Annotated in this window: 16 protein-coding genes; all 16 read right to left on the bottom strand. The window is 34.6% G+C overall.

Annotation, left to right across the window (positions count from 1 at the left end):
* Window positions 1–1070, bottom strand: a 1070-nt coding sequence (locus Q7P22_RS13970; protein ID WP_303865010.1) for a phosphopentomutase, incomplete at its 3' end; no start/stop codon positions are given.
* 454 nt (window positions 1071–1524) lie between these two features.
* Entirely contained in the window at window positions 1525–2163 is a 639-nt protein-coding gene (gene spoIIM / locus Q7P22_RS13965; RefSeq protein WP_113921099.1) for a stage II sporulation protein M, read from the bottom strand.
* 63 nt (window positions 2164–2226) lie between these two features.
* On the bottom strand, window positions 2227–2766 hold the full coding sequence (locus tag Q7P22_RS13960) for an NUDIX hydrolase (RefSeq protein WP_303865009.1): 540 nt from the start codon (window positions 2764–2766) through the stop codon (window positions 2227–2229).
* A gap of 266 nt (window positions 2767–3032) precedes the next feature.
* The gene (gene nrdR / locus Q7P22_RS13955) at window positions 3033–3491 is read right to left on the bottom strand and encodes a transcriptional regulator NrdR (RefSeq protein ID WP_113921098.1); all 459 of its coding nucleotides are present in this window, start codon (window positions 3489–3491) and stop codon (window positions 3033–3035) included.
* Between the two features lie 404 nt (window positions 3492–3895).
* Complete coding sequence (gene sigG / locus Q7P22_RS13950) at window positions 3896–4681, bottom strand: RNA polymerase sporulation sigma factor SigG (RefSeq protein ID WP_113921097.1); 786 nt, start codon at window positions 4679–4681, stop codon at window positions 3896–3898.
* A gap of 414 nt (window positions 4682–5095) precedes the next feature.
* Window positions 5096–5827, bottom strand: coding sequence for an RNA polymerase sporulation sigma factor SigE (sigE, locus tag Q7P22_RS13945; RefSeq protein ID WP_303865008.1), 732 nt, complete (start codon window positions 5825–5827; stop codon window positions 5096–5098).
* A gap of 1 nt (window position 5828) precedes the next feature.
* Entirely contained in the window at window positions 5829–6728 is a 900-nt protein-coding gene (locus Q7P22_RS13940) for a sigma-E processing peptidase SpoIIGA (protein WP_170128266.1), read from the bottom strand.
* 230 nt (window positions 6729–6958) lie between these two features.
* Window positions 6959–8059 (bottom strand): cell division protein FtsZ, encoded by a 1101-nt coding sequence (gene ftsZ, locus Q7P22_RS13935; RefSeq protein WP_303865007.1) that lies wholly within the window; start codon window positions 8057–8059, stop codon window positions 6959–6961.
* A 24-nt stretch (window positions 8060–8083) separates the two neighbouring features.
* Window positions 8084–8437 (bottom strand): small basic family protein, encoded by a 354-nt coding sequence (locus Q7P22_RS13930; protein ID WP_113921093.1) that lies wholly within the window; start codon window positions 8435–8437, stop codon window positions 8084–8086.
* A gap of 21 nt (window positions 8438–8458) precedes the next feature.
* Complete coding sequence (locus tag Q7P22_RS13925) at window positions 8459–9145, bottom strand: DUF881 domain-containing protein (protein WP_303865006.1); 687 nt, start codon at window positions 9143–9145, stop codon at window positions 8459–8461.
* A 16-nt stretch (window positions 9146–9161) separates the two neighbouring features.
* The gene (locus tag Q7P22_RS13920; RefSeq protein WP_113921091.1) at window positions 9162–9863 is read right to left on the bottom strand and encodes a DUF881 domain-containing protein; all 702 of its coding nucleotides are present in this window, start codon (window positions 9861–9863) and stop codon (window positions 9162–9164) included.
* Between the two features lie 16 nt (window positions 9864–9879).
* Window positions 9880–10647: a cell division protein FtsQ/DivIB gene (locus tag Q7P22_RS13915; protein WP_303865005.1), complete on the bottom strand. Its 768-nt coding sequence runs from the start codon at window positions 10645–10647 to the stop codon at window positions 9880–9882.
* A complete protein-coding gene (murA, locus tag Q7P22_RS13910; protein ID WP_113921089.1) occupies window positions 10644–11903 on the bottom strand; it encodes a UDP-N-acetylglucosamine 1-carboxyvinyltransferase in 1260 nt (419 codons plus the stop codon). The genes Q7P22_RS13915 and murA overlap by 4 nt, the downstream gene beginning before the upstream one ends.
* Before the next feature lie 69 nt (window positions 11904–11972).
* Window positions 11973–13085 (bottom strand): undecaprenyldiphospho-muramoylpentapeptide beta-N-acetylglucosaminyltransferase, encoded by a 1113-nt coding sequence (murG, locus tag Q7P22_RS13905; RefSeq protein ID WP_113921088.1) that lies wholly within the window; start codon window positions 13083–13085, stop codon window positions 11973–11975.
* 3 nt (window positions 13086–13088) lie between these two features.
* The gene (gene ftsW / locus Q7P22_RS13900; protein ID WP_113921087.1) at window positions 13089–14237 is read right to left on the bottom strand and encodes a putative lipid II flippase FtsW; all 1149 of its coding nucleotides are present in this window, start codon (window positions 14235–14237) and stop codon (window positions 13089–13091) included.
* Complete coding sequence (gene murD / locus Q7P22_RS13895; RefSeq protein WP_303865004.1) at window positions 14238–15602, bottom strand: UDP-N-acetylmuramoyl-L-alanine--D-glutamate ligase; 1365 nt, start codon at window positions 15600–15602, stop codon at window positions 14238–14240.
* Window positions 15603–15605 lie beyond the last annotated feature (3 nt).

Genomic DNA, 15605 nt, shown 5'->3' with positions numbered 1-15605 from the left:
ATTCCTAGGTTTACGCTCTTTATTTGATCGCCATAAACTAGTATAGGGATGTATTCTCTAGAATGGTCTGTGCTAGGCGTAGTCGGATCACATCCATGATCTGCATTAATGATGAGTACATCTTCCCTCTCCATTGCGTTTATAATCTGTGGTAATTTATCATCAAAAGCTTTTAGCGCATTTGCATAACCTTCTACATCATTTCGATGACCATAGATCATATCAAAATCCACTAAATTAACAAAGATGAGTCCTGATTTACCACTTTCCATAAATTCTAATATTCGATCCATTCCCTCATCATTGTTCTTCATCTTTAGAACATCTGTTAACCCTTCACCAGCGAAAATATCATGGATTTTCCCTATTCCCATAACGGCTAAGGATCCATCTTTTACTTTGTTTAAAACGGTCTCCTCTGTAGGCTTTAATGAATAGTCGTGTCTATTAGATGTTCTAGTATAATTGCCATTATTGCCTACAAAAGGTCTGGCAATAACTCGTCCTACACTAAGATCTCCTACTAATCGTTTTCGGGCAATTTCACATATTCTATACAATTCTTCTAGTGGTATTACCTCTTCATGAGCTGCAATTTGAAAGACACTATCTGCTGAAGTGTACACAATGGGTTTTCCAGTCCTTACGTGTTCATCCCCTAATTTTTGTATGATTTCTGTTCCTGAAGCCGCATAATTTCCTATGACTTCTCTTCCTATTTCCTTCTGAAACGAATCAATAAATTCCTGAGGAAATCCCTTTTCTGTAAACGTAGGAAAGGGGTTGTCTAAGATAATCCCAGCCATTTCCCAATGTCCTGTAGTAGTATCCTTTCCAGGAGATTTCTCTATTGATTTACCGTATGCACCTCTTGGTTTGCCTACCTTTGGAATCTCTTTAACACCGTCAATTAATCCTAAACCCAAAGATTCTAAATGGGGCAACGAAAAGTTGTCTATACTTTTATAGATGTTTTCTAAAGTATTACTTCCTTCATCGTTATACAGTTTCGCATCAGGTAATTCCCCAATACCTACACTGTCTATTACAATCCATATAACTCGCTTCATCAATTGTCATTCCTCCTCTATAATTGAAATGTTAATTTAGTTTGTGTAAATCATTGTCTTTCATCCTTTGAGTTCATTAATACCCTATAATAACAAGAAAAAACGCCAATTTGAACGGAACTATATCAATTTTTTGGCGTTTTAATTATATTATTAAAAACTACAAATGAATTTAAGAATAATAAAGTTTCTTAATATATAGTGTAAGCTTTAGTAGTGAGCTAGTAGGGATCCTTCGTCGCTCCGCTCCCCTGGATGACTAGGCAGGGAGTTTGCACCCTTGAGGGTCTTAAGATCCTTCGCTGCGCTCAAGGATGACTTAGAAGAAGCTAGGGGCCAAAAGCAATAATCAGCGTCCAGCATTCAGCTTCCAGCCATCAGGGCTAGGGTCATTACCTCACCTCACTCGAAGGCGAGTATGGTTTTGCTGACCACCTGACCACCTGACCACCACCTAGAATAATTTATTCGAGAAAAAAATCATAAATACAGGTATAATATAAGCTTCAATGGCACATCCAAATGCGGTTATTGCAAAACCTATTAGTAGAGAGGAAAAGTAGTATATAGTTTGTTGTAGATTTTTCTTAGGACGAACAGATATCTTATATCTTTTCTTTGATATGTAAATTTGCCTTGACATCATAGTACTAATCAAAGCACTGTATATAAGACCTATTATGTATAAGATATTTTGTGGAAATATGACAAATAAAGAAAACAGAAATCCCATAAGGTATAGCTCATCTAAAATAAAGCCAATGGTAAATCCTAAAATAAATCCCTTAAATAATAGTAATGAGGGAGTGAGAAATATGCCAATGGAAAACAAACCTAAGATAAATACCAATGCAAATATTTTTGCATTGTCTATTAAAAGTTGTAAAAACATTTGAGTCTTATTTAAATCTTGATTATCACCTAGAACTTTAAAAAAATCACTTAAATAATTAATCAAATCCGTTTTCTGATTATCTGTTAAGGTCTTAACGCATAGCGTGCCAGCTATAATACCTAAAACAAATATAATGCATAAAATCAAGACCATTCTTTTGTTTCGCATAAAAAATTGCGTGAGCTCTCTCTTGTTCAAAAAAATCTCCTCCTTAGGATAAGAATATGCTCTCCTGGAGAAGATTATGATGAAATTCTACAATCAAAAGGACATCAAAATCCCTGCTACTGTTTTTCCATCTCTTATTTCGCCCTTACGGACTTTGTCTAGCACTTCATCAATACTGTACTTTTCAATATCAATGGATTCATGTTCATCTGGATGAGCTTCTCCTGGTTCTAAATCATCGCTATAAAACAAGTGAATGATTTCGTTGCTATACCCTGGTGTTGGATAGATGCTTCCTAAGCTTTTTACATTACGAGCAATATAACCTGTTTCTTCTTGTAATTCTCGAACAGCACATTCTAAAGGATCTTCACCCGGATCTAATTTTCCAGCAGGTAATTCTAGTATATTTTGTTCAATAGCCTTTCGAAATTGGCGCACTAATATAATCTTGTCATCTTTAACTGCTACTATAGCACAACCACCAGGATGCACCACAATCTCTCTTGAAGATTGCCCTCCATTGTGAACCTGAACCTTGTCGACCTTAAGAGTAACTACTTTGCCTTCATAAATACTCTTTGATTCGATTGTCTTTTCTTCAAACATACCTTTCCCTCCAATCATTAACATCTAGCCATCAGCTATCAGCCGCCAGCCATCAGTGCTTCTGCATTCCTTTTGGGTCCCTTTGCTACCAGAAGTAGCATAAAAATTAACGGATAAAATAATGTTATCTGTCAATTTCAAATGTAACCCTTTTACTAGTATATTTCCTAACACTAGCAAATAAATCAGAAATAAGTGTGCTTTCTATAAAATGCTAAAACATTACGGCTACTGAAAGTAGCTAGGTTTTTACTGGTCGCTGAACGCTTATGGCTGATTGCTAGTAGTTTTTATCTTTTATCTTCTAAAAGCTTATTTAACTCAGCCATAAAGGTATTAATGTCTTTAAATTGCCTATATACACTTGCAAATCTTACATAAGCTACTTCATCTGTCTTTTTTAGCTGATCCATTATTTTTTCGCCAATAAAATGAGAAGAAACTTCTCTCTCAAGGCTTTGGTATACTTCTTTTTCGATGGTATCCACAATGTCTTCAATTTGCTTGATGGAAATAGGCCTTTTTTCGCAAGCTTTTATGATTCCATTCATGACTTTACTTCGATTAAATTGTTCTCTTTGACCACCTTTTTTAATGACCATAAGAGGTATGTCTTCAATTTTTTCATAGGTGGTAAAGCGTTTCGTACAGCTTGTGCATTCTCTTCTCCTACGTATTACTGTTCCATCTTCTGTGGGTCTTGAATCCACAACTTTACTTTCCGCGTAATTGCAAAAGGGGCACTTCAAGGCAATTTCCTCCAATTCAAATTTACTAAAATCATTATACAAGAGTAAATTAAAATTGTCCATCAAAAGAGGCTTGGAACAATAGTTGAACGATTCTGAATGCGTCATCTTGTCTATAAGCGAGCTTTTATCCCCTTCTACTTTCTACCAATATACAAATACATATGAGGACATATTATAATAAAATGCTTATTTATTATAATATTATATCATGAGTTAAAGTACTACTTTAACTTATGCTTTAACTGTACATAACAGAAATATTGCATAAGCTAATTCTTAAAGATTCTTCGTCGCTACGCTCCTCAAAATGACACCCCCAAAGGCTCCAATGAGGCCCATATTTAACTTTGTATTCCATTTTTCGGAAAAATGTCCACTTTCCACTTTCAGCTTTCCGCTAATTAATTCGTCATGGTCTTTCTTACAGAATACAAGGCATTTTTTTCTACTCTGGATACTTGCGCTTGTGAAATACCAATTTCATCTGCAACTTCCATTTGGGTTTTACCATCAAAATACCTCATCTTTATTATCATTTTTTCTCTCTCATTTAGTTTCTTAATGGCCTCTTTTACTGCAATATTTTCAATCCATTTTTCATCTTTATTTTTATCATCTTGGATTTGATCCATTATATACATTGCATCTCCATTATCATGGTATATGGGTTCAAATAAGGATACAGGATCTTGAATGGCTTCTAAAGCAAATACAACCTCTTCACTAGGTATCCCTAATTCCTTTGAAATTTCCATCAGAGTAGGCTCTTTAGTATTCTTTCGCACTAATTCATCTCTTGCCTTTAAAGCCTTATATGCTAAATCTCTTAAAGATCTACTCACTCGCACAGAATTATTATCTCTAAGGTATCTTCTTATCTCTCCAATAATCATTGGAACAGCATAGGTGGAAAACTTTACATTGTGAGATAAATCAAAATTATCGATTGCCTTTATAAGTCCTACGCAACCTACTTGAAATAAATCATCTAAATTTTCTCCTCTATTGTTAAATCTCTTTATGACGCTAAGGACTAAGCGAAGATTTCCTTGTATAAATTTCATTCTTGCATTTTGATCTCCTTTATGAATCTCTCCAAATAACTCCATCATTTCTCCATTAGTTAGAACTGGCAACTGTGAAGTATTTACACCACAGATTTCAACTTTTTTTAGCATAAGTGTCATCCTTTCTCAAAATGCATTTACTTATGTAAGATTATTGCCTCAGAAAGTGTTTATATTCAGTTTCAAAATCCACATTTTTTTGAAACATTAGATCTATTTATAAAACATTTCTTACAATCAAGGAATCTTAAGCCTTTCACATTTTGAGTGGGAACAAAAAAACTTAAAAAAACATTATAATTTTTTTTACTAAAAATTACAGAAAACGAATACTAATCGAAATATAAGTATAGTTTTTCCGCTCCCATGTATTAGTCGCTAGCAATTAGTCTTTAGACACTAGCATTGGGGTATTCCTTTTGCGTCAGGATCCTTGGCTTACACTCAGGATGATGGGGTAGGAGCCAATGTCAAAAGTAGGTTTCCTATTACATAAAAAAAGAAGCCCATAAGGCTTCCACTTTGTTTTTACGCTTACAGCGTCATCTTATGTATTTCCTTTTTTAATCTCTTTAGAATTTTCTTTTCTAATCGTGATATATAGGATTGAGAGATGTTCATTTCTTCTGCAACTTCTTTTTGTGTCTTAGAATCTTTATTGTACAGGCCAAAGCGCAATTCTACGATAGTCTTTTCTCTTTTGTTCAAATTATCCATAGCTGCGTTTAGTAGCTGAAAGTCTACTTCTCTTTCTATATTGTTTTCTGTAAGATCTTCTTCAGTCCCCAAAATATCTGAAAGGAGAAGTTCATTTCCATCCCAATCTGTATTTAAAGGTTCGTCAAAAGATATTTCATTTTTTATCTTGCTGCTTTTTCTTATGAACATTAAAATTTCATTTTCAATACATCTAGATGCATAAGTGGCCAATTTAATATTCTTATCAGGGTCAAAAGTATTTACAGCTTTAATCAAGCCAATGGTCCCAATAGAAATTAAATCTTCAATAGATATATTTGTATTTTCAAATTTTCTAGAAATATAGACCACTAGCCTTAAATTTCTTTCAATCAGTACATTGCGAGCCTGTTCTTTATCTGTTCTCAGCAAATTAATATAATATTTTTCTTCCTCAGTGTTTAACGGAGGCGGAAGAGCCTCACTTCCACCTATGTAATGAACAAAATTTTTTCTCTTCTTAATAGCATTTACAATCGTTGACAGCCGTAACTTGAGCTTAATTGCCCATCTTATTATCCACTCCATTTTATAAGCCTCCACTCATGTATAATAATTTAGGATTGATAAGTGCTTGAAATGCGTAGTCTTCACATAAATTTCTTTTGCATATTCCAACACAGACTTTTTCGACTTCTTGCCATTTTTGGCCGTCTCCTAATTCAACTTTATCAAACTGATAACCGAGCATCTTTTCATTCTTATCTGTACTCACCGTATTAAAAGGTATAAATCGTATTCTTTTTAAAATTTCTGTATTATGTATTTTTGCTTCAATATCTGTATCTTGTATTCCATCATATGTATCATAATAATGAATAAACTCTTCGGGTAGAATCTTCTTTATCGTATCGTACTCTGCTAATAAAACTGGTTTACCTGTTAAAGGTTCTACTACATTGCAACCTGTGTCTATAAATCCTTTCGTAAACAGTTTTTTATCGTGAAGGTAGATGCAGATCTCCATAGTACTATTGCTTTTTAATTTTACATCCACTATAAGTTCTCTAATTTTGATAATCGTAATGATACCTATAAATATTCCTATCATTACCGTTGTAGACCGAACTCCATATATGGTTAAAGTCATATTTGCACTTTTGTTTCCTAAAATAATTAAACCAATGACACATCCTCCAAAAAGAAGGCTGATACCGTAAAAAATCAACATATGACTGGTGAAGTCTCTCAATCTAATAGGTGAAAAACTAATGAGAATAATAAGAACAGAGAGCATCACCTTAAATGGGAACTTCGTAAATATAGGATGAGCATATTGCATTAGAGAATAAACAGCACCTAATAGTGCACCTAAAGCCAATTGTAATCTTCTTGTCTTTTTTTTCATAATACTTGAAGTCACCTTTAGTATAATGAAATTAATCAAAAAATTTTCTACTAATACAACCTCACCATAAACATAACTCACTTTTTTCACCCTTTTATTTTTAAATATTATAAGCTGAGTTACCGTGGTTTTAAGAGACTAGTAACTAGTGGCTAAAGTGCCAAAGGCACTTTCTTGTAGTTCTGTCCAACTGCATAATATATTATATAGTTTGAATTGACAGAAATATGTCATAAAAAGCAAAAAAAACACCATTAAAAAAAGCATTATGGTTTTTACCACAATGCTTTTTGTCTTTTTCATTTTTAATCTTATCTCTTTTTTAAGAAAGATGGAATGCTAAATTGTTGATCTACTGAAGATTGTCCTTGAGATTGTCCTTGGGATTGCCCTTGGCTTTTAGTTGGTTTATCTTCGCCAACAATATTGCTCTTCTTTGGTTCTACCTTTTTTTCCTTATTACTTGGAAAGCCTGTAGCAATGACAGTAATCTTAATTTCATCTTGCATACTTTCATCTATTGCAGCACCAAAGATAACATTCGCTTCAGGATCAGCCGCTTCCCTAGCGATTTCAGCAGCTTGATCTACTTCAAATAAAGTAAGATCCATGCCACCTGTAATATTTAATAGTACACCAGTAGCCCCATCGATAGTAGTTTCTAACAATGGGCTATGTATGGCTTGTTTTGCAGCTTCTGCAGCTTTGTTTTCGCCTTTTGCGGAACCAACACCCATATGAGCAAGTCCAGTATCCTTCATAATTGTCTTTACATCGGCAAAGTCAAGGCTGACAAGTCCTGGCACTGCAATTAAGTCAGAAATACCTCGGACACCTTGTAGTAATACATTATCTGCCATCTTAAAAGCATCTTTTAAAGTAGTTGTCTTATCTGCCAATTGCAATAATCGATCATTTGGAATCGTTACAAGGGCATCTACATGTTGTGCTAATAATTCAGTACCTAGTATAGCATTATTTGCCCGCACTTTTCCTTCAAAAGAAAATGGTTTTGTTACAACACCTACTGTTAGAATACCTAAGCTCTTTGCAATACGAGCTACAACAGGAGCGGCACCAGTTCCAGTTCCACCACCCATTCCACATGTTACGAATAGGAGATCTGTTCCTTTAATAGCTTCAGCTAGAATTTCTTCGCTTTCTTCTGCAGATCTTTGTCCAACTTCTGGATTTGCACCTGCACCTAAGCCATGAGTTGCCTTTTCTCCAATTTGAATTTTTTCTTCGGCTAAGGCAAGATTTAAAGCTTGATTGTCTGTATTAACTACTGCAAAACTTACCCCTTGTAAACCTGATTCTATCATTCTATTAACAGCATTGTTACCGCCGCCGCCAACTCCGATTACTTTAATCTTTGCGAAATGATCTGAGTCAATATCGAATTGAAACAACTTTTTTTCCCCCTCATGTACACTTTAATTTTTTTTACGTTTCTCTTGTAATTTCTTTATAATGATTCTTCTGATGATAGCAAAATTTTGAAATAATCTCGTACCAAAAGTAAAGATTGCCGCATAATACAGTGGAATTCCAAGACGATCACCTAGATACGCTAGGAATGCTGCTATTATGGCATTTCCAAAAAATCCGGATATAAATATACCTGAATCAAAATGATTTTCTAGCTCTGCTCTAATTCCGCCAAAAACAGAATCCAGCGCCGCCAACAATGCTACAGACATATAAGAAGCATATGTAGTAGGCAAATCAAAAGGTACGATAAATCCTATCAAAACTCCTATAAACAAGCCTAGAATTGGTAAAAACATACTACTTTCACCTTTATAATATTAGTTCTTTTTAAGAACTATATTATCCTTTTCTCTTAAACTAATGTTAATCTTGCTGAATCGAGATAGCTCTACATAGTAACTATCGTCTGCCTCTAATGTCGCCATCATCTTTTGTTGATTTCCTATGGCTTCAATTTTAAAAGGCGTCCCTGCAATAAAATCGTCAATATATATTACCGGTCCCGCACAATCGATATTAGAATCCCAAGATAATTGGTATCCATTGATAGCAATCACTTCTGCACCAGCATATTTTAATTCATTCACAATTTTGAGCACATTGCTATTATGAATAATATAATTTGAAATATCGTCTCCAATTGTAATCTCTTCATCACTATCTGACATAAGGACTTCTACTCCTGGTCCTTCTACATCAGTATTACCTAGTATTATATCATAGATTATGTTTTCATTGAACAATTCCTTTTGCAATAATTTGTAATCTACTTCTTCTCCATTTTCATAGTTTTCAAGTTTAGATTCTAAGTTTTCTATATTTACATTCAACTCTTTGTTTTGAACTTTTAGATTATCGATTTCTTGTTGATAATCATATATGACTTTTGGAGTTGTAATATTATGATTCCCTAGGAGCATGTCCTTATCTAATATGGTTGGCGTGAAGACAGCCCCCACCAATATGCATAGAATAAATGTCACAAACGTTAGTATTTTTTTCATCATATTGAAGACCTCACTATTTCTCTACAGGCTTAGCATGAGTAAAGTTAAGGGTCCCGTTGTATCTTGGTACTGTAAGTTTATCTGATTCTTCTAAAGTCACCTCAATATAATTTAGTTCCAAAAGATCAAATATCCCCCCTCTTATATTAAGAGCAGAAGATAATGTTTTTGAATCTCCTATGACTTTAAACACAAAGGGATAAGCATTCTTTTTTCCATTAATATTAATGTGATTACCGGCTAGTCGTATTTCCGATGTATTAACAATTCTCTCCCCATTTATAGATATGGCTTCTGCGCCGGAAGCATTTAATTCATTTACGAGTAGCAGTAAAAGCTCAGAGTTAAAAGTAAATGGATCAAAACCGTCATCGTCTGTATAATCAAGTGCAATAAGTACTCCAGGACCAACTAAATCTGTGTAGCCTGCTTGCGCTTTTGCCATATTTGCGTCTTTTAGCATTTTCTCTACTACTTCATTGTTATCTGCAGCTTGATTTTCAAATACACTTATACTGTTTTCTAATTCATTTACTTTTTGAATTAATTTTTCATTTTCTTTTTCCATCTCATTAATCTCAATGAGCATTTCATCTGCTCTTTGTGTGGTCACAAGGCCGCCTAAATTTCCTATGGACTTCATCTGTAGAGCAATCATAATTCCAATGATAATGCATATAATCGTTATCCAGGTACTTCCCTTTGACTTGTCCATTTATTCTCTCCTTAATTTATCTCGGGATATAAGTAGGATTTCCTCCATGTGTCAAATCGACAATCATACGTTCATCTTTTTTAACCAGATAGGTTGAAATAAAACCCAACTTTTCATTAACGGTATCGCTATTCTTTACTTTAATGAGACTACCCTTTTTTGTATAGAGGTAAAATAAATTGTCTTCCGTGATATTGATTTCAGAAATATATCCTAACAATTTTTCTTGTTGAAGTATATTTAGTATGTCAAAGACTTCTTTTTTTACCCATTCCGGATTGATTTGCAACTGGTCTCCTACTACAATTGTACCTACTGCATCTTCCTTAATAGTGATAATGGGTATGGTCGTATTAGATAGTTTCTGATTCACTTCTAAAACGACCTGCTCATTATCCACAAATACAAATGTGTTTTCATAAAAAATAGCACCAATAATATCTCTTTCTTCAATATAAATTTTTACAGTGCTTGGGAATACCCTCACTAGACTAGCACTTTTTATATAAGGAATCTTCTCTATAGAATTTATTACTTGCTTTTTATTAAATCGAAATATATTTTGACCATCTCTTAAAGCGGATTTAAGGATTATTTCATCATTCGAAACGATTTTATTATCATTTACATCTATTTTCGATATATTAAAAAAATCCGTAAATAATACAAAATAAACGGTCATAATAATCAATAAAAATAATATTATTACCAGTGTAACATAATTTTTCTTATTATGTCGTCGTTTATGAAACTTTTTTCTCTTTTGTATTATCACTGATATCATTCCTCTTGTCTTATGATGTTTGCCCCTAAGGAGCGAAGGTTCTCATCTAATTTTTCGTAACCTCGATGTATATGATCAATACTATGTATTGTAGTTGTACCTTCTGCAGCTAAACCAGCTAAAATGAGAGAAGCGCCTCCTCGTAAATCTGTAGACTTAACATCTGCACCCATTAATTTTTTGACCCCTTGTACAATTGCTATTCTACCTTCAATCTTTACATGGGCTCCCATTCGAATTAATTCAGGTACGTGTTTGTATCGGCTTTCAAATATGGTCTCATTTACAACACTAGTGCCGTTGGCCAAGGTAAGTAGTGCTAAAACCTGAGCTTGCATATCCGTTGGAAAACCTGGATAAGGTTGTGTGATCAAAGATTCGATAGGTTGAATTGTCTTTGGTCCACGAGCCCAAACTTCTCCATTTTCACCTACTGTAATTTTACACCCAGTCTCTGCTAATTTTGCACAAACTGCCCGCAAATCTTCTATTGCTACATCTCTTAACAAAACATTACCTTCCGTAATTGCAGAAGCGGCTAAATATGTACCTGCTACAATACGATCACTTGTTACCCGGTATTTTACATCGTTTAGCTTTGACGCACCTTTAATGACGATATGCCCTGATCCTGCACCAGATACATTTCCACCCATGGCGTTAATGAAATTTTGTAAATCTGCTATTTCTGGCTCCTTCGCTGCGTTTCGTATAATGGTTTCGCCTTCTGCTAGACTAGCCGCTAACATGATATTTTCTGTTGCTCCTACACTAGGAAAATCTAATGTAATATTATTTCCATAGAGTTTATCCGCCTTACAGTATATGTAACCATGTGATTCTGTAATTTCTGCACCTAGTTTTCTAAGGCCCATTAAGTGTATATCAATAGGACGTAAACCGATATCGCAGCCACCAGGATAGGAAAATACAGTTTCTTTGTGCTTTGACAAAAGAGCTCCCAATAAAATAATAGAGGATCTCATTTCTCTTACCAAGGATTCTGATACTTCGACGGAGCTCACATTACTAGAATCTACGACTAAAAGATTACCTTCTTTTTGTACTCGGCAACCTATGGACTTTAGAATCTTTATCATAACATCTACATCGTGAATATCAGGAACATTAGAAATAATACTTTCCCCTTGATTGAGCACAGTTGCAGCTAAAATAGGTAGAGCAGCATTTTTTGAACCTTGAATGCTTACTTCACCTTCTAAACGATTACCACCTTTTACGACGTACTTACTCATTAACACACCTCCAGAAAAATAAAGGATAATCTACTCCATCATATTCCCAAAGGCTATGGGATGTTACAATTACTTAAGAGCCAATGTCTTAATTTCATTATAAATGATGTCGTCACCGTTTAAAATACCTAGTTTTGATGTGATATTTTCCATTTCTCTAAGTTTTTTCGTATCTTTCATAAGATCTTTTATGGTATCTATTAATAGCTGTCCATTTAGATCTTTATCTAGAATAAGGACTCCTCCTTCTTTATCTGCAATAACCCTTGCATTAAATTCTTGATGATTATCTGTAGCATAGGGATAAGGAATCAAAATACAACTCCTGCCTACAGCTGTAATCTCTGATATGGTCATAGCTCCAGCTCTTGCAATAATTAAATCGCTAGCCTTATATAGAGTAGCCATATCAAAGGTATAAGGTACAATCTCAATATTTTTTAATGTAGATGGGTCAATATTTTCTGTTTTTAAACCATCCAGCACTTTTTCATGCTGTTTTTTGCCTGTAACGTGTACGATATGAATATCTGGTCGATCTTTTAATTCTTTGATTACATGGATCATGCTTTTGTTAATGCTTTGAGCTCCCTGGCTTCCACCTGTAACGACGATCAACTTTTTATTCATTGGAATGGATAGTTTTTTTCTAGCATGTTCCCTGTTTTTTTCTTTAAACTCACTCCGTATTGGATTGCCAGAAACCACAACCCGGTCTTTATGCTTAAAATACTTTATGGCTTCCGGAAAGCTAGAAGCTACTTTATCTACAAGTCGAGATAAAATGCGATTCGTAACACCCGGAAATGCATTTTGTTCGTGAATTAATGTTGGCACTTTAGCTAGCCAAGCGGAAAACAATACGGGACCACATACATACCCACCTGTACCCACTACTACATCTGGCTTAAAGTCTTTTATGATTTTCTTAGCATCTCCTAGCCCTAAGAACAATTCCCTTATGGTCTTTAAGGTATCTAGGCTCAGCTTTCTTTCAAAGCCCTTTACTCGAATGAGCTGTATATCGTATCCTTCTTTAGGCACCAGCTCTTTTTCTAAACCTTTACTAGTCCCTATAAAGAGAATGTGACTATTTGGATCTTTATCTCTAATATAATTAGCTATGGCAATCCCTGGATAAATGTGACCACCAGTTCCTCCTGCAGCTATTACTACTTTCATAAATTACCTCCTACTAATAGGTGTCTTTTTCGAAATATTTAACAAGATGCCCATACCTGCCATTAAGAAAATTAAAGAAGAACCACCTGCACTAATAAAGGGCAGAGGCATACCCGTTACAGGAATGAGCTGAGTGACTACGCAAACATTAATAATTACTTGTATGGCCACCATAAAGATGATTCCAAAAGAGATTAAGGATGAAAATGTATCAGGAGCATACAAGGCGATGCGAAGACCCCTCCATATTAAGAGCAAAAAGAGAGCTAGTATTAAAAGGGTTCCTATTAAGCCAAGTTCTTCTCCAATATGTGCAAAGATAAAGTCATTTTGTGCTTCTGGCAAGTAGAACATCTTTTGTTTTCCATTGCCGAGTCCCTGACCAAAAATCCCTCCAGAACCTAACGCCAATTTAGATTGTTTTGTCTGCCAACCTACACCTGCAAGATCTGCTTCTGGATCTAAGAAACTAGTTAGACGATTACTTCTCCAGCCAGTAAGAAGCATAGCAGCAAGAGCTGCTACAACCAGCAAGCCTCCTGAGGCAAAAATATAGGCAAGATTTCCCCCACCTATAAAGAACATGGCGATGATAATACAAGCCATAACAAGAGCCGTACTTAAGTTTGGCTGTAGATAAATAAGTCCACAAATTACAGCCATAAGGACTACAAAGGGCAAAAATCCCTTTGTAAAAGTCCTAATTTCTTCTTTCATCTTTGTCATATTAGCAGCACTAAATATAATCACAGCATATTTTGCTACCTCTGAAGGCTGTAAACTAACTCCTGCAATATTAAACCATCTTCTTGCACCGTTAGCCTTTGTACCTACAAAGAGGACTAAAATGAGTAAAACAACGGCTATACCCATAATAACTCGGCTGTATTTTTGATAGATTCTATAATCAATTTTACTTGTTATAATCATTGCAACAGTCCCAATTAGAGCAAATATCAATTGCTTTTTAAACAGGTGATATTGATCGTTGTATTCAATACTCGAAGTGTAAATACTGGCACTAAATACCATTATTACACCAATGCAGACTAAACTCATAATACAAAAGATAAGAATAAAATCACTAGGATTTGACTTCTTGGACTTCTTTGAGTTCTTCACCCTCTGAACATTTTTCTTTTCCACACTCATTTATTTGCCTCCTAAATGTTTCACAATATCTTTAAAGACTCTTCCTCTCTCTTCAAAATCCACAAACATTCCCCAACTAGCACAAGCAGGTGAAAGAAGAACAGTGTCTCCATTTTCGGCATTTTCGTAGGCTTTTAAAACAGCTTCTTCAAATGTATTTACTTTTTCAATATTTTCATAATTTTTGCGTTCTGCAGTCTCAAGAATTTGATCTGCCGTAGCACCTAATACAACTAGATATTTTACTTTCCCCTCAAAACTGTCCATCCATTCATCAAAGGAGACTTTCTTATCATATCCACCAGCTATTAAGACAATTGGCGTATCAAAAGCTTTAATGGCAATGGTGCTCGCATCTGTATTTGTGCCTTTAGAATCATTTATAAAAGTGATTCCATCGATCTCACTAACAAATTCTAGGCGATGTTCTACTCCTTTAAAGGAAAGAAGTGTATCTTGTATGACTTGTATACTAACGCCGCCAAAATAAGAGAGAACCACAGCAGCTAAAGCGTTTTGTACATTGTGCATACCTGGTATTTTTAGTTCTTTTCTTTTACATATTGTGTACTCTTCATCTTGATCTACTAAGATTATGGACTCTCCATCATAATAGGCACCCTGCCGAACCTTTTCTTTTATACTAAACGCCAAAACTTTTACGTTCGGTGTCTTTCTTAAAGATAAAACAGAGTCGTCTTTGTTTAGGACGAAGATATTTTCCTCATTCATATTTTCTATGATTCGGTATTTGGCATCAATGTAATTTTCCATAGTCTTATGTCTATCTAAATGATCTGGTGAAATATTTAAGATCGTAGTCATTACAGGCTTAAAATTTTCAATGGTCTCTAATTGAAAACTACTGATTTCAGCGATGAACACATCCTCTTCATTGGCTTCTTCTATATAATTAATGATTGGGTCACCAATATTGCCGACGACGAAGGTTTTTCTTCCGCTATTTTTAAAAATTTCACCTACTAGGGTTGTGGTAGTGGTCTTACCATTGGTTCCAGTGATGGCAATGATTGGTGCTTTACTATACCTATATGCCAACTCAATTTCACTTATTATCTTTATTTTTTCTTCTCTTGCTTTTTCCAATATAGGAAGGTTTAGTGGCACTCCTGGGCTCATAATAATTTCTTTTACTTCATCTAATACTTTTAGATCAGGCTGTTGACCAAAAATCAGTTTGATATTCGAATTTTTTTGAAGCTCAAGAACTAGAGGAAAAGATTCAATAATTTTGCTTTCCTCTTTGCTGTCAGTCAATATGACATGCTCTCCCTTATTTGCTAAAAATTTTGCTGTAGCTAAGCCACTTCTAGCACAACCCATTATTAAATAATTCTGTCTCATCTT

The organism is Alkalibaculum bacchi, from assembly GCF_937875145.1.
GTDB lineage: Bacteria > Bacillota > Clostridia > Eubacteriales > Alkalibacteraceae > Alkalibaculum > Alkalibaculum bacchi_A.
This window is presented reverse-complemented; position numbering and strand designations above follow the sequence as displayed.